The organism is Pseudoalteromonas sp. P1-25, from assembly GCF_001401805.1.
In the GTDB taxonomy this organism is placed as follows: Bacteria; Pseudomonadota; Gammaproteobacteria; order Enterobacterales; family Alteromonadaceae; genus Pseudoalteromonas.
On record NZ_LKDW01000001.1, the window covers coordinates 128,423 to 145,820 of the forward strand.

Consider the following 17,398-nt stretch of genomic DNA (forward strand, 5'->3'; position numbering starts at 1 on the left):
AAAACTCCTAAATCTTTTTAATTATTAAGTGGCTGTGTGTGCGGCTTGGCTAACAAATTTAACGCGCCAGAGCAAAATAGCGCCAAGGCTTGCAAAGCCAATGGCAGCAAAGTAAAAAGGCACGGTGGTATTAAAATATTCTACACTCATACCCACCAATAACGACGCTAAAATAACGCCAATATTTTGCGCAACATGCACTTTGGCAAAATCACTGCCGTAGTGAGCAGGCTCACTTTTAGCAAATAACATAACCTCTAATAAAACCATTACTTGAAACAGCGCAATGCCGTATAGAATGCGCGAGCTGACGACTAACCACACCGACTCTTGCGCCTGTAAATAAAGCCCAATAGCGCCAAAAATAAGCGCGCACGAAAATGTACTGGTGCGGCTAAGCGTAGGAAGAGGTAAATGCTGCCTAAAGTGGTTAAACAAAAGCATTAGTAGCGCTGCAAAAGCAGGAATGGCGTACACAAGCGCACTTTGAAATGCACTGCTTTGCGCACTCATTCCTTGCCAATGGGTCGTAAAAAATGGCCTAATTAAAAAGGCGCTAAAGTAAACAACCACGCTTATAAAACAAAATTGCCATATAAAATAAGGTGTGCGAGTACGTGGTTTTTCGCTTTCAGTCGCTTGCTGATAAATACCTAGCTTTAAGCTCAGCATTAAATAGGCGCACAGCAGCACTTGTATTACATCGCCCGCCGCACTTAATAACAATGCATAACGCGGTTCGTTTAAACTAAAAAAGTAACCGCCCACTAACGCGCCGCCAATAGCACCAAAGTGCATAAGTACCGAAAACAACCCAATAATAGAAAGGTGCTTACTTTGCTGCTCTAAACGCAGTGCAAACGGGTAGATAAGCAGGTAGCTGGCTTTAAGCACCAACATAAACTGGTAATAAAACCAAAATTCCCACACGTTAGTTGCAAAATAACAAAGCAAACCAAAGCATGCGGCAATTACTTGGGTTACAAGCCAAAGAGCCAGCTCGTGGTATTTTTTGACAACCTTTGCCCACAGCGGTAATGCCAACATAACCGTAATACAACAGTTAGCTACAAACACCCCAATAAGTGTGGGGTTACTTACAGAAAATTCGCTGGCAAAAAATTGCGGATAAAACGGCAGTAATAAGGTGTCGCACACCACCGAAATAACCGTAAGCAAAATAAGCGCTAAACGTAAACTCATGCGGCGTTACTCTTTTGCTGTGAATGGGTTTCTACATCGCTTAAATCAAAACACTGAAATGCAATTTTTTGCTCAACCTGATACGGCGCATAACCGAGTATTTCGCGCAAAATTATACTATTTCGATAACACGCCATGCCTAAATCGGGGGTTACAAAACCATGGGTGTGCTGCTCTGCATTTTGCACAAATATACGCTTTTGGTCGGTATCTATTGCGTATTCACGGCTTACTATATAACGGCCTTGATCGTCTTCTGGTAGCTGCTGCGCAATGGGGTTTAAAAAAGCGGGGCGCTTGTATTTAAAGCCCGTGGCACAAATTAAATAATCGGTTTTTATTTTAAAGGCTTCATTTAGCTCTTGATGGTAAAACTCAGTCACTAAGCGCCCAGCACTTTTACGTGTATTAGTAAGCTTGCTGTTAGTTTTAAACGTAGTAGAAATTGGCCCATCTAAGCTTTGCGCGTAAAGGGTGTCAAAAATGTCATTAATTAAATCGCCATTAATGCCTTTAAATAAGTTTTTTTGATTTTGATTAAGCCAATCTCGTTGCTCGGTCTTTAAATTATAAAAGTAATCTACATACTCAGGTGAAGTCATCTCAAGAGTGAGTTTGGTGTACTCCAGCGGAAAATAACGCGGCGATCGCGCAATCCAATCTAGTTGTAAACCGTTTGGCACGGCTTGCTGTAATAAGGTGTGATAAATTTCGGCAGCACTTTGCCCAGCACCCACAACCGTAACGCGTTTAGCAGCTTTTAGCTCATCTAGGCGGTGGCAAAAGTCGCTACTGTGCAGTACGTTATTTGAATTACTTTGCACTGCGCAATCAGGAATGTACGGGGCAGGGCCGGTGCCAAGCACTAAGTGGCGCGTAACATAGTGCTGCTCCCCATTTGGGGTGTTACAGGTAACGGTATAGCACTCACTTTGCTGGAAAAATTCAACCTTGGTTACACTTTGCTCAAAGCTTACGTTACTCAGCTGCGAGCACACCCACTGGCAATAGAGGTTGTATTCTTTACGCAGTAAAAAAAAGCTCTCACGAATATAAAATGGGTATAAGCGGTTATTAAGCTTGGCATAATTTAAAAAACTGTACTTGCTGGTAGGGTCTGCAAGAGTCACCAAGTCAGACATAAATGGCGTTTGCAAAGTAACACCTTCTAGCATCATGCCGGGGTGCCAATCAAATTGGCTACGCTGCTCTAAAAATAAGCTTTTAACGCCCTCTAGTGGCTCACTTAAACACGCTAACGATAAATTAAACGGGCCAAGACCAATGGCTATAAAGTCATAAGGTTGGTTGCTCATTATTTTTGCTCCTTATACGTTTGCCACGCAATAGTGCTAATTTGCTCAAGCACAGCGCGCACATCGCTCAATTGGCACTGGGCATTAAGTAACGTAAATTTAAGATAATGACGGCCGTTAATTTTGGTGCGTGCAATCATTGCGTCGCCGGTGTTTAAAAATGTTTGGCGCACGTGCAGGTTTAGGGAGTCGAGTAAATCGGGATTTTGTTTTAGCGCCTCTGGTGCAAACCGAAATACCAGTGCGCTAAGCTCTGGGTAATTTATAACTTCAAAATCAGGGTGGTCGTTAAGTACAATGTGGGTTTGACGAGCAAGGCCAATTACTTTATCAAACGCTCGCCCAAGTGGCGCTTCGCCCATAGTGCGCAGCGTTAGCCAAAGCTTTAAGGCATCAAAACGGCGTGTGGTTTGTAAGCTTTTATCAACTAAATTTGGCGTGCCATTGCCGGCCTCAGCAAGCGGGTTAAGATAGTCGGCGTAAAGGGTGATATGGCTAAAGTGGCGTTTGTCACTTAATAAAAAAGCACTGCAGCTAACCGGTTGCATAAACGATTTATGGTAATCAATAGTAATTGAATCTACGAGCTCTATACCGTTTAAGGCACTGCGATGGTGCTCACTGACCAATAATCCGCCGCCGTATGCGCCATCTACATGGCACCAAAGCTGCTCTTTTTTGGCAAGCTTTGCTATGTCTTCAATTGGGTCAATTGAGCCAAAATCGGTGGTACCGGCGGTAACAACTACGGCAATAGGTAAATCGCCCTTGGCTTTAGAATCGGCAATTGCGTGGTTAAGCGCGTCCATATCCATTTGCATTTTATTGTTTGTGGCCACAGGTACTACCGCGTTATAACCTAAGCCCAATAACGCCGCAGCCTTTTGAATACTAAAATGCGCTACCTCTGAGCAGTAAATACGAAAACGCGAGGCGACATCAGGCAAACCTTGTAGTTTTACTTCATGATTTGGTGCATAACGACTCACAGCTACTTCGCGTGCAACTAACATGGCCATTAAGTTCGATTGCGTACCACCACTGGTAAAAACGCCATCGGCAGTGCTTGGCAGCTTTGCTTTTTCACAGCTCCAATCAATTAATTTTTGTTCAATAAGAGTCGCGCCAGCGCTTTGATCCCAAGTATCTACTGAGGTATTGATTGCGCCAATGATGTGCTCAGCCACAACCGCTGGGTAGGTAACGGGGCAATTTAAATGCGCCATATAACGCGGGTGATGAAAATACACAGCGTGATCTAAATACACACTTTTAAGCTCGTTTAATACCGCCGGGAAATCAGCGAGAGGTTTAGCTAAATCTACATCGTTAACAGTGGCGGCAAGCGTATTAACCGCCACGCCAGAAAACGGCTTTTGCGCTTTAGCCATAGCTTGTTGTACAGCCGAAAGCCCCTGCAAAGACGCTATTTGGTAGTTAATAAACTGATCGAGATTAAATTGAGGAGGTAACCCGTTTTGCTCAAATATTGCTTGATTTTCGACAGGACTGAGCTGCGCCGATTGTAATTGTGACATATTCGCTCCTTGGTTGTACTTATATTGGGGTTGAGGATCTTAATGGTAACAATTTGCATTTACAATAATGATTAAGGGTTAGATATCGGTTTATTTTCGCATTTATAAGTGATTGATTGGTTATAAGGAATTACTTTAAAAACTAACAAAGTATATAAAATGAGCTATAAGAGGGTGCCAAAATGTGTGCTAAATAATGACAGTTTGTAAAATAGTTCGATAGTTGAAATATAAGAGTTGAGAAATGGGGGGTAGCTAAAAGCGGACGTATTATAAGTGGGCAGTACCACTATAAGAAGTAAACCCCCTTTACAACTCGGTTAAACCTTAAGTGCTAAAGAGGGATATAAAAGTAAAAAAGCAGCTTAATTGATATCTTCAAGCTTATTTTTTAAATCCACTAGATCGGTGGCTACGGTGGTTGGCTGAATTTCCCACGGATCAAAAATAGAATCCTCAGAGCGTTTTATCCATGCTCCGCGCATACCATGTGAAATAGCGCCGGTAATATCAAACGGGTTACTCGAAATAAGCCACGTGTTTGCGCCCGTTGAGTTAGTTTCGCGTAAAAAATGGCTGTAAACACCTGGGTTTGGCTTAAATGTTTTCATATCGTCGGCACTTACAACACCTTCAAAAAACTCACTAATACCAGCGGTTTCGAGCAATTTATTTACCGCATCAGCAGCGCCATTAGAAAACGCAAACAATCGGTAGTTTTGTGCTTTAAGTTGCTCAAGGCCTTTTTTCACATCGTCAAAGGCGGGTAAAATTTTATACTGCTCAAGCAGTTGCTGCTTTTGATCATTACTAAGCTGCGTTTTATGCGTTAAACAGGCGTAATCGAGAGCATGTTTAGTACATAACGAAAACGGTATATAGTTTTGCATTAATCCGCGCCTAAAGGAGTATTCCAACTGTTTTTCGCGCCATGTATTTGAAAAGTTTTGCGCGTTATCGCCAATCATATCTTCAAGTAAGGTCAGTACGCCATGGGTATTTATAAGCGTGCCGTATACGTCAAATGCGAGTGTGGTTGCCATGTTTACTCCCAATAAATTTAAATTACTTGTAGGTTAGTCGCTCTGAGCTTAACTTACTTTGAACGATTGCTCAAATTAATAAAGCTTATTTGCTTTAAGCGCTAAAGTGTTAATTATCATATTGGTAAAAAGGGGCTATCTTTGTTGTTGATTACTTTGATAGCTGAGTAAAAAAGAGTGGAGCTTAGCTAGTTAAAAACCACAGGATACTATTTTTCAGTATTATAATTTGATTTAAAAATACACTAGACGAAATGTTTACGAATAGATATTATTTGTTCCTATAAAATGTAAAAGGATGAACATTATGACTTGGAAGCACTCAGGGAAAGCATAGGCTTTTGAATATGTAGCCTTAGATGAAAGTGTAGCTCAATCTTATAACTTGATTTATAACCCAGTAGAACTAAAAAGTACTCGGATTTTAATAACGAAACAAGCTTTAGCTATGCTTGGCAGTTTAAATCGATTTGATCAACAAAAAGTTATCGAAGAAATTACTTTTGTTTGCAATAACCCCAATAGTTGTAGTTCAGTTAAACACAGCACTCTCCCATTTAAACGCTTATTTCGCTCTAAAAATCAGTTCAAGTCTTATCACTATTTAATTGACTTTAAAATCACTGCAGATAATCAAGTTGTGATTCACGATATATACTTCGATACTAATGCCACTGGACCAAAGCCAAGAGAAAGTCTAGAGCGTAACATGCTGTATAACGTCAAACGTCAAGGTGGACGCTTTAATGGGGCTTGGGATAGTGATGAGTTACAGCAAAGTAAAGATTCATGGGGATTATCTGGTTCTGGCGCCACTCAAGTATCTAATCAGCATGCCGCAGTTAATGGAATGCAGAATAGTCTAAATAAAGCTACTTGGTTAATGGGTGCTCATTTAGATGTAGCTTACCCTAAGGATAGTTTTGATACATACACTTTATTTCACAACCCAACGGATCGCATCCTCTATGACGTTGTTGAGTGCATATTTGATAAACGTAAAGGGACTAAATCACAAAATGCACAACATTTAGCGGCTATTTTTTTTCAATCTCAGCAACAGGGGAAAAAAATAAAATGGGTCGTGCACAGTCAAGGTGCTATTATCTTTACTGCGGCACTTGAAGAATATGCTAAAACCCACACTTTTAAACTAACTTCCCAACAAGTAGCCGTTCACTCTCCTGGAGCGTACCTTCCACGATTAAAATCCGCAGCTGCGAGGTTAGGTATGTTAGTGCATCAAGCTAATAGTAACCCGTTTGACTTAGTACCTAACCTGGCAGGACAAAATAATTTATCCCCAAGCAGTTTGGTACGTAGCTTAAAGTTTATGGGGTTAACTTTTTTAGGTACAGAATTAACTAGTCCCCATACGTTACCATATCTGGGGCTCGAGTCTTACCACACTCAACTACGCTTAGCTGGCAATCATCGTAGAGCACAAGATGTACTAAACTATATAGAAAAAAATACATAAAGCGGTTGTATTGAGAAGGATATTTAGATGCTATTGAAAAAAATACTCAGGAACTACCGCGGAGGCCCTGATTTTAAAAATATTCAGGAAGATTATTATTACCTTGACGGTGAGTTTAAATTAACAGTTGCACTTCCAGTTTGTAACCCATTAAAACCACCTAGAACAAAAATTATAAATTATCCTTATACAGAACCAAACTGGTTTGAGAATCATCATAGTCAAATTCGTCACTCGAAATATATTCCAATTCACGAGTCTTATTGGTTTTACTGGCCTCTATTTCGTACTCCAATGACAGGTGAGTTAGGAAACTTGCGTCTAAATATTACCCTTGGAAAGCTATTATCTCCCGTTGCTAGTAGTGAAGAACTTGGTCTTGCCATTCTGAAAGAATATAACGACTATTATAATTCACCCTCAATAGGAAAATATTTTAAAGGACATAACACTGAACTAGTTAATGAAATAGAAGCTCATTCTGCTCGTCGCGCCACACCATTTTCAGATGAAGAAAAGCAGGAGCAAATAGAGTCTCATATGTTTAATGCCGGCTTCCCTGAAATATCTCAATTTAATGAATATAAATTTAATAATATTGAGTGGATAAAATATACTGAGCTTCGTTCTAATGAAACAAAGAAAAAATACGTTTTTGCAACGTTATTAGATAAAAAACACTACCTTATGGCTAATTTTACATTCGATCTAAATATGTCCCATAATGATAAACCTTGGTATAAAGATGCCAATGCAGCTATAGCTCCTATAATGGAAGGAATTACGCTTAAACAATTAGAAAACATAAGTGAGGAAAAAAAGTTACTAAATGACTCTTTTGATAACTAAACAAATTGTAATTTAAAAATATAAAATCAAAGTCCTAGTTTCTTAAGAGCCCCCCTAGCTTTATACCTTCGTTTAGTTACTCTAAATTAACCACTCTTGTAAACCCCCATTACACTTTGATTAAATAAACGACTAGGTGCTTGCACTGTACTAATTAAAATTAATAAAACTTATACGCATCGAGCGCTAAAATATCCATTTCGGTATCACTAAAGAGTTTTTCAACCTGCGTGCCGCCTGCACCCATTGCCGCAAATAATGGTAAAAAGTGTTCTTGAGTAGGGTGGTTAAATAACACATGCGGTGCTTGGTTTAAATAATCTAACAGGGCGGCTGTGTCTTGCGCTAAAAGCGTTTGTTCAACCCATTGAGTAAACGCTTTTACCATTTTCACACGGTTGGGTGTAGGTGGCTTTTTAAATATTTCGGGCAGGTTATGGCTAATCCCGCCGGAGCCAATAATTAATACATTTTGCTCGCGAAGTGGAGCAAGTAACTGCCCGAATTCGTACATGGCTTTTGCGCCTAAACGCGTATTTATAGACACCTGCACGATAGGAATATTAGCCTGTGGGTACATTAAGCGCAGAGGTATCCATACGCCATGATCCCAACCTTGGGTTGCATTAAGCTCGGCCTCAATACCTTTGTCTTTAAAGCGCGCTGCAATATCGTTAGCAAGTGAAGGCTCGCCCGGTGCGGGATATTTAATGTTATACATATGGGCAGGGAAATTATAAAAGTCGTGAATGGTTTTGGGCGCTTTGCCTGCAGTAATCACTATGTTGTTGCTTGCGTCATTGTTAGCAACATCAAAATGGGCCGAAAAAATAATAATAGCGCTCGGTGTTTTAAGCATTTTACTAAGCGATGTTAGAAAATCAGAAGTGGGAGATTGCTTAATTGCCATTATTGGCGAGCCATGTGAAATAAATAAAGTGGGCTGAACCATGCTATTACCTAATTAGTCTATTTTAATATGGCCACTTTATTGCTTTTTAATTTGGTGATAAATATGCTATTTATTTATAAATTACAAACAACGTATTGTTAATTATGGACAAGCTAACCACCATGAAAACTTTTGTGAGTGTAGTGCAAGAGGGTTCATTTTCTAAAGCCGCCGATAAACTCGATATATCGCCGCAATTGGTGAGTAAATATGTATCAGCACTGGAAGAGGGGCTGTCTACCCGTTTATTGCACCGCACCACACGAAAAGTAAGCACCACAGAAGCGGGGGATCACTATTTTACTCGCTGCCTACAAGTACTTGGCGATATAGACGACATGGAAAATTCGCTTAATAACTTAAGCGAAAACGTATCGGGTGTACTGAGTATTAGTGCGCCTATGTCGTTTGGGGTTAAGCATTTAGCACCACTGCTGGTTGAGTTTCAAAAGCAATATCCAAATTTAAAGTTAGATTTAAAACTCACTGACCAATTTATAGATATAGTTGAGCAAGGCATTGATATAGCGCTGCGTATTGGGGTGTTAAAAAACTCATCCCTTATTGCTAAAAAAATAGCGCCTATACGCTTAGCGGTATTTGCATCGCCTGCGTATTTAAAGCAGCACGGTACACCCACTACACTGCAAGAGCTTCAACAACATAATTATTTACGCTACGCCAACGCAGAGCCTGCTAAAAGGCTTACAGGGGTTAATGAACTTAAAAGCGAGTTTAAACTTGAAAGTAACTTAGTGGCTAACAACGGTGATTTAATACTAAATACAGCCATTGCAGGCGGCGGCATTGCTATGCAACCTACCTTTATAGCTGGTGAGGCACTCGCGCAGGGTAAAGTTGTGCGTATTTTACAAAAGTTTGAGCCTGAGCCTATGGGGCTTTATATGGTGTACGCAAACAGGCAGTTTTTACCTAGTAAAGTGCGCGCATTTGTTGACTTTACTAGTGACTATTATGGCGATGTGCCTTATTGGGATTTAGGAGAATGACATGTCGATAACCAATCAATTAGTGTTATTTGTAGATGTAGTGCAACAAGGCTCATTTGCTAAAGCTGCCGCCTTAAACGATATGGATAATTCGTCACTTTCTAAACAAATTAAAAAGCTTGAAAGTAGCTTAGGTGTGCAATTACTTAACCGGTCTACGCGCTCGTTTTCGCTTACCTCGGCAGGGGATGAAATACTCCAACAAGCGCACATTCTTATAGATACCCTTAGTGATATTCACAATATTGCCGACTCCTACCAAGCCAAACCTAAAGGCATTTTACGCATAACCTCGGGCATGTTTTTTGGGCAGCAATATATTCAGCCTGTTATTAATATATTTATGCAAAAGTACCCAGAGGTAAAAATTACCCTGATGCTTGATGATAAGCGCAACGATATTATTAGCGACCATTACGATTTAGCGTTTAGAATTGGCAAACTTGACAACTCAAACCTAATGGCAAAAAAAATATCTGATATGCATTTTGCCTTGGTTGCCTCGCACGATTTTATAGCGCGCCATGGTATGCCAAATACACCTGAGGAGCTTTTAGCTTTACCTGCAATAGTTTATGGCAATGGCGATGTAAGCCTAGATCAAGTTAAATTAAGCACACAACCTCATGGTGATGAATTCAAAACCCATAAAATGAAGGGCAATTATAAAGTAAGTGACGTACGCGCTATGCTTGATGCCACTAAAGCGGGCTTAGGGTATGTGATGCTTGATTTATTTAACCTAGAAAAACCCATAGACGAAATGGGGTTAGTGCCACTTTTAACGAATTATAAGCTTAGCGCATCGGGCACTGGTATTTATGCGCTTTACCCGCACCGTAAGCAAACGCCACTGGTAAGCGAATTTATAAAAACGGTACAAGAGTATATTGGCAGCCCAGCATTTTGGGTTAATCATATTCCTAATTACAAACAGCTTTATAATTAATACCAATCCGCATTAATACTTAATCATTTTCAGGGGCTAAACGTGTCGCTATCTGCGTTAAAAAATTCTCATTTAGAACAACTAAACAGCGATTTTTTTGCCTTGCTATCAACACGTTTAGCCATCCTCAAAATAGATCACTTAATTATGCGGATTGGTATAACAGCCACAAAAAAGCCCTGTTAGGGGCCTGTATACTCAAAAAAACTTTATTAGCTAAAGGCCTTAAAAGCCTTCTAACACCACTTTACCTTTAGCGGTTTGCGATTCAAGGTGCTGATGCGCTTTGCGTAAATTGGCAGCGTTAATTTTACCTAAGTGCTCACCTACCGTGGTTTTAATTTGCCCTTGGTCAATCATAGTGGCTACGTTATTTAAAATAATGTGTTGCTCTTGCATATCGTCGGTTTTAAATAACGAGCGAGTAAACATAAGCTCCCAATGTACCGACACGCTTTTGTTTTTAAAAGGCACAATATCAAGTGTTTCAGGGTCATCAATAAGTGCAAATTGACCTTGTGGTTTTACTATTTTTTCAATTTCAGGCAAGTGTTGCTCTGTATTGTTTAAGCTTACTACGTAATCCACTTCGCTTAAGTTTTTAGCTGCAAATTCTTCACTTAATGGATTGCGGTGATTAACAATCATATTGGCACCTAAATCTTCTAACCACGATATTGTTTCGGGGCGAGAGGCGCTGGCAATAATATTTAATTTAGTACGCTGCTTTAACAGCTGCACCATAATTGACCCCACACCACCGGCGGCTCCAATAACTAAAATGCTTTTAGAGTCATCGTTTTTAGCTACGTTTAAACGGTCAAACAATAATTCCCATGCAGTAATGCTGGTAAGTGGTAATGCAGCCGCTTCGCCATACGAAAGCGAACTTGGCATATGGCCAACAATGCGCTCGTCAACTAATTGAAACTGCGCGTTACTGCCTGAGCGCGTTATATCGCCTGCGTACCATACTTTGTCGCCTGGCTTAAATAACGAAACGTTTTCGCCAACCGATTTAACAATCCCAGTTGCATCCCAACCAATTACTTTATATTCGCCATTTGCTGCCGGCATTGCTTGGCGAATTTTAAAATCAACTGGGTTAACCGATACCGCTTTAACTTCAACTAAAATATCGTGGCCGTGTGCTGTTGGCGTTTCAAGTTCAATGTCTTGTAGTGATAGTTCGTTTTCGATAGGTAAACTTTTTTGATATCCAATTGCTTTCATGGGAGTTGCCTCGTTAGCTAGTTAATACTCTGTGTTGATGTCGCTATTTTGGCTTCACCAACGCTATTAAAAAAGAGACAAAACGCCCAATTATTATGGAAATAAAACTCCATAATTAAATAGGCAAATAAGTAAAATACAGATTCATATTGCTTTAAGCACGTTAAATTAATAACGCCTATTTAACTGTAACGGGGGTTTACAGTTAAGTTATATTAAGCTCGGTTAATTTATTCCACACACTTTCGCCACCGGGGTGCAAAGCCGCATGATACCTATACGCGTAGTAAGTTATAGGCACGCAGTGGTGCTCACTCCCTACAACTACAAGCGTATTATTTTTAAGTTCATTAGATATAACGTAGTCGGGCAGCCAAGCAATACCATTACCCGCAACAGCGTGTATTTTTAATAGCTCCGTCATGGATGAAACAAATACTTTTTTTAGCTTAGCACTGGATATAATTGGCTCTAATTGCCGGCCCATGTAGGAGTCGAGGCTGTAGGCTAAATGCGGTATAGGCGCAGCGCTTTCTAGGTTATACAGGGCTTTGCCCTGAATGTCACAAGCACTAACAGGTAATAACTTAGCATTCCCTATTTTTTGATGACTAAATGGCGGCAGTTTAAGGCGTTCGTTATCAAAGGCGATAAGTAAGTCGCATTCACCTTGCTCTAACGCTTCAGTGGCTTTATCTACGTCTATTGCCTCAAGGTTGAGTACTATATCTCGCTCATCTTGCGTTTGAAAATTAGCAAGTTTTAAGGTTAAAAAACTCGCTAAAGAATGGGCAGCCGCAACCTTTACAGAATAATTTTGCTGCACCGATAACTCCTCAAGCATGCTAACCGAGGTATTCATTTGGTTTATTAAATTACGCGCTGTTATATGAAATATTTTACCGCTTGGGGTAAGGGTAATAGGCAGATTTTCTCGATCGATTAACGCTGCGCCAAGCGTATCTTCAAGGGCTTTTATACGCCGACTAAATGCAGGCTGTGTAACATGCCTGAGCTTTGCCGCTTGCGAAAAGCTTTTTGTGTGCGAGAGCGTTAAAAAATCTTCTAACCATTTACTTTCAATATTCATAGCTGCTACTTAGTTATGCAAGTTATGCATGGGTGGTAAAATAATAGCATTATTCAAAGTAAATAAAACATTATAAATTAAGCCTATAGACTCAATAACTGGAATGTAATCATGCTCAGAACTCTTGGTGTATTAGGCGGAATGGGGCCCTTGGCTACCGCCTCATTTATGAACCAGGTAATTGCGCTATCTCCTGCTAAAAATGATCAAGAGCACATACCTATGTTTATAAGGAATATCCCACAAATTCCTGATCGAACAAAATTTTTAATGGGTATTGAAGATGAAAATCCATTTTTTGAGCTAAAAAAGGGCTTTAAAGAACTATCAAACTTAGGTGTAAGTTGTATTGTTATTCCGTGTAATACCGCGCATTATTGGTACGATGCACTCACTAAAAATGCCGATGTACACACTATTAGTATTGTAAAAAGTGTTATTAAAAAGGTTAAAGCTACTAATAAGCAAAAGGTGGGTATTCTAGCTACTACAGCCACACTAAATATGGGCATTTACCAAAATGCGTTTAAGCAGCACAAAATTGATTTTGTTGAACCAAACCCTCAACAACAAGCTGACATAATGGATGGCATAACCGCCGTAAAAGCGGGGGATTTAAATACAGGGCGTAACTTATTAAGCAAAGCTTACGATTTAATGCTTGCCCAAGGTGCAGATTGCGTATTGTTTGGCTGCACCGAAATACCGCTAGTACTAGATGAACAAGCTAATCAATCGCCAGATACCTGCTTAGATACCATCGCTATTTTAGCGCAAGAGTGCGTTAACTGGGCGTATACAAACGCCCACCAACCAACGCTCTCAAGTGTGGCATAGTAATGATAGGGTAAATACTAGGTGCAAGCTAATTAAGCTCTTTAGCAAAGCGTTTTCGGTAGCGCTTTGTAAGCTTTGCAGCACGTATTTGGTCGCTTATTATAGTAAAAATAGCCGAGGCATTTGCCTTAACGTGTTTACCTTCGCCAAGGCGACGAAGCTGCCTTTTTACCAGTGCCATAGTGGCAAGCCCAGCGAGTGTTTTGTCTTTAAAAGTAACCCGCGGCATAAGTGGGTTATGCATTGGCTGTGTTTGCCAACTATTAACTAAGTTTGGTTGAAATGCCAGTGCTGTTGCAATACCAACGAGCGCAACGCCTGAGCTAATAACTTTATTTGCCACCTCTAATCGGCTAATACCACCTGTGGTCATAATAGGTATGTTCGACTGCTCGCTAATTGCTTTAGCAAACTCTAAAAAGTATGCCTCACGCGCAAGTGATCGCTCATCGCCTGTTTGGCCTTGCATAGCTGGTGCTTCGTAGCTGCCGCCCGAAAGCTCTACAAAATCAACCTTTAGTGCACTTAGCATATCTACAACCGCTTGCGCGTCACTTGGCTCAAAACCGCCGCGCTGAAAATCAGCAGAGTTTAGCTTAACTGATACCGAAAACCGCTCGCTACAGTGTGCTTTAACGCTTTTGGTAATTTCGCGTAATAAGCGGGCACGGTTTTCAAGGCTACCGCCCCATTCGTCATTACGTTTATTAGTCAGAGGAGATAAAAACTGTGCCAGTAAATAGCCATGTGCAGCATGTATTTGCACACCATTAAACCCAGCTTTCTCAGCTTGTTGCGCCGTATGAGTAAATCGGGCGATAACATCATAAATTTCGCTTTTATCCATCGCTTTTGGCTGTGCAAAATAGTGCGAGTGTTTGCCCATATTAAGCGCGATATCAGAAGCACTAAGCGCTTTACCGCCCATTTTTTTAAACACTTGGCGGCCAGGGTGATTTATTTGCATGACAATTTTACAGTCATTTTGCTGTGCTAAACGTGAAAGTTCTGCAAAAGCTGTAATATCGGTTTTCTGTTCAAGTGCAAGGCCTCCAGGTCCTGTCATTGCAAGGTGGTCAACCATAACATTGCCGGTGATAATTAACCCGCAACCACCTTTAGCCCATTCACTGTATAGATTTTTAAGCACTTGCGAAGGTGTTAAATCGGCTTCTGCGAGGTTTTCTTCCATAGCGGCTTTTACTACTCGGTTTTTAAGGGTTAAACCACTTGGTAAGGTAAAAGGGGTAAATACAGGGTGTTGTTTATTTTCAGACATAATGTAAACCATAAATTGACATTACAGTCACTATAACCTTAAAGTCAGCTTTAAGGTCAACTGTCATTTTAGGCTAATAAACAACAATGAAAATAGGTGAACTTGCAAAACAAAGTGGTACAGCAGCCAGCACAATAAGGTATTACGAAAGCATAGGTTTGCTTCCAGCTGGTGTGCGTAGCAGCAATGGCTATCGCCAATACACGGCAAATAGTATCGAGCAGCTCAAAATAATTAAGTTTGCACAAAGTTTAGGGTTTTCGCTTGAAGAGATCCCCTCCCTGCGTAAGCCTAATGAGGAGCTTGAACACAACGCCATTATTGAGCGCCTCAAGCAAAAACAACATGAGGCCAACGCACTAATAAAGCAGCTACAGCGTAAATCAGAGCGTATAGGTAGTTTAATTACCCTACTAGATACAAGCTGGTCTAACGGCGGGTGTATTGGCAATGAAAAAATCAATGAGTTATTAAATGAGTTGGAATATTAAAGCCGTAAGCGAGTACATGTGAGCTTTACTTGTGTTAGTTTTACGGCGCTTTACCATGAAAATTGATATAAAGCGTTTGTAAACTTTCCGGAACGAAGGGCCACCCAAGCGCAATAGTATGGGGGCTTGCGCCCCAAAATAATGTTTCTACGTAATATACGTCTATGTGTTCAATTACTTTTGCCTTAGCGTTTATTGGTTTTTCAGCCATGTAATTTAAATAACACAGGGCCTGCTCCACATTACCAAGAGCAAAAGCCTGCGTTGTGGCTTTAGAAAATGCCTCCATTTTAAACGTGGTTTCATCTTCATCATAGATGCTCATTAATTGCTTTAACTTCAGGGAATTGAATATTGATATCATCTAACAAATTAAAAATCGTTTTCATATTTTTTTACCGAGAGCTCAATTAATTGCAACCTAAGCAAAGAGAACCATAAACCTTTTGCATATAAAAAGTAGAGCTAATCCAGCTCTAATTGAGCTTTTTCTACGCTTTCGTTTGGTAGCTCTTTTTGAACCGATACACCTAGCTCTTTAAATTCAGACGCTTGTTTAATTAAGTTACCTTTACCACGGTAAAGCTGTGAAAAGGCTTTATCGTAACTTTCTTTTGCGCGGTCAAGTTGTTTTCCAACACCTTCCATACTTGTTAAAAAGCCATTGAGCTTGTTGTAAAAGCGTTCGGCACGATTTGCCAGCTCTTTAGAGTATTTAGTTTGCTCTTCAAAGCGCCACAGCTGTTTAACAATATTAAGGCTTGTAAGTAGGGTAGTTGGTGTAGCAACTAAAATATTTTTTTCGATGGCTTGCTGGTAAATATCGCTTTGGTATTTAAGGGCCTCTACAAAGGCAGACTCAATAGGGACAAACATAATAACCACTTCAGGTGAGTTTATACCAGGGAGACGATCGTACGATTTACTGGCAAGCTCGTTAATACGTGCTGTAACAGCATGTACATGCTCTTTAATTGCTTGGCTAGCCTCTAATTCGTTTTCGGCGTTAACGTAGCGGGTATAAGCATTTAGCGAAGTTTTAGCATCAATCACTAAGTGGCGGCCCTGTGGTAAATACACTACTACGTCGGGGCGCAGTCGGCCGTCTTCGGTATTAAACGATACTTCGCGTTTGTAGTCCGTTCCCGCGCGCAGGCCTGCGCTGTCGAGTACGTTTTCGAGCATCAGTTCGCCCCAATTACCTTGGGTCTTTTTTTGCCCTTGTAAGGCATTACTGAGTTTATCGGCTTGCTCGGTAATAGCTTGGCTTTTGGCTTGTAAGTGCAGTAGTTCTGTTTTAAGAGCAGCCCGTTGCTTTAAATCTTCAACGTGAATCGATTCCATTTTATCTCTAAAACCTTTTAGCTCCCCTTGAACAGGTTTTAATAGTTGTTCAATGCTTTCTTGGTTTAGCGTTTTAAAGCTTTGCGACTTTTCTTCTAAAATTTTATTAGCTAGGTTTTCAAACTCTTTTTTAAGCACACTTTTGCTTTGCTCTATTTGAGCAAGCTGCTCGGTAAAGTTTTGCTGCTTTTGTTCAAGCGTAGTGCGCATATTATTAAGCTCAATATCGCGCTGGTTAAATTGCTCTCGCAAAGCGGTTAGTTCGCCTTCGGCTTTACGCCAGAAGTGGTTGTATTGAACACTTTGTTTTTCTTGCTCGCTAAAGCGAGTTTTAAAGTGCTGTGCTTCATCGCGCTGCTCTTGGTGTGATTGCTCAAGTAGCTCATGCTCGTCAAATAAAGCAGTGTATTGCTGCTGCTTGTTGTCGTACTGGTTTTGTAATAACGATAGCTGCTGCTGTTGTTCGCTAATTTGCTTTTTTAACTTGTTCCGAGAAGGTAGCGAAACAAGGCCATAGAGTACAAGCCCAGTTGTAATCCCTGCACCGGCGCTTAACCAATCAATATGCGTTATTAGCTGAGTAAACATAAAATAAACTTATAAAATTTAGAGACATGCCATCATAACGAATAAAACTTGTGGGGGGTAGAGGCTAATTTAAGACAGAAAAAAACCAGCTTAAAAGGAGCTGGCTTATTCATTACTAAATTCAGTAACTAATCGGGAAATCAACATGAAGCTTGTGATAACTGCAATTAATCAACAAGCAAAATAGTAGACGCCG

At 40.4% G+C, this 17,398-nt stretch carries 16 protein-coding genes; 6 read left to right on the forward strand and 10 right to left on the reverse strand.

The annotated features are described in order from the left end of the window. Nucleotides 1-24: 24 nt before the first annotated feature. The 4 genes from AN393_RS00645 to AN393_RS00660 form a co-directional block, all read right to left on the reverse strand. Complete coding sequence (locus AN393_RS00645) at nucleotides 25-1,203, reverse strand: MFS transporter (RefSeq protein ID WP_055017049.1); 1,179 nt, start codon at nucleotides 1,201-1,203, stop codon at nucleotides 25-27. After that, nucleotides 1,200-2,519: a lysine N(6)-hydroxylase/L-ornithine N(5)-oxygenase family protein gene (locus tag AN393_RS00650; protein WP_055017050.1), complete on the reverse strand. Its 1,320-nt coding sequence runs from the start codon at nucleotides 2,517-2,519 to the stop codon at nucleotides 1,200-1,202. The genes AN393_RS00645 and AN393_RS00650 overlap by 4 nt, the downstream gene beginning before the upstream one ends. Further along, on the reverse strand, nucleotides 2,519-4,057 hold the full coding sequence (locus tag AN393_RS00655) for an aspartate aminotransferase family protein (RefSeq protein WP_055017051.1): 1,539 nt from the start codon (nucleotides 4,055-4,057) through the stop codon (nucleotides 2,519-2,521). The genes AN393_RS00650 and AN393_RS00655 overlap by 1 nt, the downstream gene beginning before the upstream one ends. Nucleotides 4,058-4,422: 365 nt before the next feature. Further along, the gene (locus AN393_RS00660) at nucleotides 4,423-5,100 is read right to left on the reverse strand and encodes a haloacid dehalogenase type II (RefSeq protein WP_055017052.1); all 678 of its coding nucleotides are present in this window, start codon (nucleotides 5,098-5,100) and stop codon (nucleotides 4,423-4,425) included. A gap of 385 nt (nucleotides 5,101-5,485) precedes the next feature. On the opposite strand from AN393_RS00660, the gene AN393_RS00665 reads away from it, so the two are divergent. Both AN393_RS00665 and AN393_RS00670 read left to right on the forward strand, forming a co-directional pair. After that, nucleotides 5,486-6,580 (forward strand): hypothetical protein, encoded by a 1,095-nt coding sequence (locus tag AN393_RS00665; RefSeq protein WP_235576179.1) that lies wholly within the window; start codon nucleotides 5,486-5,488, stop codon nucleotides 6,578-6,580. 27 nt (nucleotides 6,581-6,607) lie between these two features. Beyond that, on the forward strand, nucleotides 6,608-7,429 hold the full coding sequence (locus tag AN393_RS00670) for a hypothetical protein (protein WP_055017053.1): 822 nt from the start codon (nucleotides 6,608-6,610) through the stop codon (nucleotides 7,427-7,429). A 160-nt stretch (nucleotides 7,430-7,589) separates the two neighbouring features. Here AN393_RS00670 and AN393_RS00675 read toward each other — a convergent pair whose 3' ends face one another. Continuing rightward, nucleotides 7,590-8,381 (reverse strand): class III extradiol ring-cleavage dioxygenase, encoded by a 792-nt coding sequence (locus tag AN393_RS00675; protein ID WP_055017054.1) that lies wholly within the window; start codon nucleotides 8,379-8,381, stop codon nucleotides 7,590-7,592. Between the two features lie 104 nt (nucleotides 8,382-8,485). On the opposite strand from AN393_RS00675, the gene AN393_RS00680 reads away from it, so the two are divergent. Next, on the forward strand, nucleotides 8,486-9,391 hold the full coding sequence (locus AN393_RS00680) for a LysR family transcriptional regulator (RefSeq protein WP_055013573.1): 906 nt from the start codon (nucleotides 8,486-8,488) through the stop codon (nucleotides 9,389-9,391). A 1-nt stretch (nucleotide 9,392) separates the two neighbouring features. Continuing rightward, nucleotides 9,393-10,340, forward strand: coding sequence for a LysR family transcriptional regulator (locus AN393_RS00685; protein ID WP_055017055.1), 948 nt, complete (start codon nucleotides 9,393-9,395; stop codon nucleotides 10,338-10,340). Between the two features lie 225 nt (nucleotides 10,341-10,565). Here AN393_RS00685 and AN393_RS00690 read toward each other — a convergent pair whose 3' ends face one another. Together AN393_RS00690 and AN393_RS00695 are read right to left on the reverse strand one after the other, a co-directional pair. Continuing rightward, nucleotides 10,566-11,573, reverse strand: a complete 1,008-nt coding sequence (locus tag AN393_RS00690) for a zinc-binding alcohol dehydrogenase family protein (RefSeq protein WP_055013575.1) — start codon at nucleotides 11,571-11,573, stop codon at nucleotides 10,566-10,568. A 205-nt stretch (nucleotides 11,574-11,778) separates the two neighbouring features. Next, nucleotides 11,779-12,663 (reverse strand): LysR family transcriptional regulator, encoded by an 885-nt coding sequence (locus AN393_RS00695; RefSeq protein ID WP_055013576.1) that lies wholly within the window; start codon nucleotides 12,661-12,663, stop codon nucleotides 11,779-11,781. Nucleotides 12,664-12,774: 111 nt separating this feature from the next. Between AN393_RS00695 and AN393_RS00700 the strand changes: the two genes are divergently transcribed. Further along, complete coding sequence (locus AN393_RS00700; protein ID WP_055013577.1) at nucleotides 12,775-13,500, forward strand: aspartate/glutamate racemase family protein; 726 nt, start codon at nucleotides 12,775-12,777, stop codon at nucleotides 13,498-13,500. 28 nt (nucleotides 13,501-13,528) lie between these two features. On the opposite strand, the gene AN393_RS00705 is transcribed toward AN393_RS00700, so the two are convergent. Continuing rightward, complete coding sequence (locus tag AN393_RS00705; protein WP_055013847.1) at nucleotides 13,529-14,779, reverse strand: NADH:flavin oxidoreductase/NADH oxidase family protein; 1,251 nt, start codon at nucleotides 14,777-14,779, stop codon at nucleotides 13,529-13,531. Between the two features lie 86 nt (nucleotides 14,780-14,865). Here AN393_RS00705 and AN393_RS00710 point away from each other — a divergent pair, with 86 nt between their 5' ends. Further along, complete coding sequence (locus tag AN393_RS00710) at nucleotides 14,866-15,270, forward strand: MerR family transcriptional regulator (protein WP_055017056.1); 405 nt, start codon at nucleotides 14,866-14,868, stop codon at nucleotides 15,268-15,270. Nucleotides 15,271-15,310: 40 nt separating this feature from the next. Here AN393_RS00710 and AN393_RS00715 read toward each other — a convergent pair whose 3' ends face one another. Beyond that, nucleotides 15,311-15,595 (reverse strand): hypothetical protein, encoded by a 285-nt coding sequence (locus AN393_RS00715; protein ID WP_082422646.1) that lies wholly within the window; start codon nucleotides 15,593-15,595, stop codon nucleotides 15,311-15,313. A 140-nt stretch (nucleotides 15,596-15,735) separates the two neighbouring features. Then, nucleotides 15,736-17,202 carry a DNA recombination protein RmuC gene (rmuC, locus tag AN393_RS00720; protein ID WP_055017057.1) on the reverse strand — a complete coding sequence of 489 codons (1,467 nt, stop codon included), beginning with the start codon at nucleotides 17,200-17,202 and terminating at the stop codon, nucleotides 15,736-15,738. Nucleotides 17,203-17,398: the final 196 nt, after the last annotated feature.

Excerpts from the sequence above, each read along its gene's own strand:
- AN393_RS00645 (WP_055017049.1), bottom strand. The coding sequence starts at position 1,203 with ATGAGTTTACGTTTAGCGCTTATTTTGCTTACGGTTATTTCGGTGGTG.
- AN393_RS00650 (WP_055017050.1), bottom strand. The coding sequence starts at position 2,519 with ATGAGCAACCAACCTTATGACTTTATAGCCATTGGTCTTGGCCCGTTT.
- AN393_RS00655 (WP_055017051.1), bottom strand. The coding sequence starts at position 4,057 with ATGTCACAATTACAATCGGCGCAGCTCAGTCCTGTCGAAAATCAAGCA.
- AN393_RS00660 (WP_055017052.1), bottom strand. The coding sequence starts at position 5,100 with ATGGCAACCACACTCGCATTTGACGTATACGGCACGCTTATAAATACC.
- AN393_RS00670 (WP_055017053.1), top strand. The coding sequence starts at position 6,608 with ATGCTATTGAAAAAAATACTCAGGAACTACCGCGGAGGCCCTGATTTT.
- AN393_RS00675 (WP_055017054.1), bottom strand. The coding sequence starts at position 8,381 with ATGGTTCAGCCCACTTTATTTATTTCACATGGCTCGCCAATAATGGCA.
- AN393_RS00680 (WP_055013573.1), top strand. The coding sequence starts at position 8,486 with ATGGACAAGCTAACCACCATGAAAACTTTTGTGAGTGTAGTGCAAGAG.
- AN393_RS00685 (WP_055017055.1), top strand. The coding sequence starts at position 9,393 with ATGTCGATAACCAATCAATTAGTGTTATTTGTAGATGTAGTGCAACAA.
- AN393_RS00690 (WP_055013575.1), bottom strand. The coding sequence starts at position 11,573 with ATGAAAGCAATTGGATATCAAAAAAGTTTACCTATCGAAAACGAACTA.
- AN393_RS00695 (WP_055013576.1), bottom strand. The coding sequence starts at position 12,663 with ATGAATATTGAAAGTAAATGGTTAGAAGATTTTTTAACGCTCTCGCAC.
- AN393_RS00700 (WP_055013577.1), top strand. The coding sequence starts at position 12,775 with ATGCTCAGAACTCTTGGTGTATTAGGCGGAATGGGGCCCTTGGCTACC.
- AN393_RS00705 (WP_055013847.1), bottom strand. The coding sequence starts at position 14,779 with ATGTCTGAAAATAAACAACACCCTGTATTTACCCCTTTTACCTTACCA.
- AN393_RS00710 (WP_055017056.1), top strand. The coding sequence starts at position 14,866 with ATGAAAATAGGTGAACTTGCAAAACAAAGTGGTACAGCAGCCAGCACA.
- AN393_RS00715 (WP_082422646.1), bottom strand. The coding sequence starts at position 15,595 with ATGAGCATCTATGATGAAGATGAAACCACGTTTAAAATGGAGGCATTT.
- rmuC (WP_055017057.1), bottom strand. The coding sequence starts at position 17,202 with ATGTTTACTCAGCTAATAACGCATATTGATTGGTTAAGCGCCGGTGCA.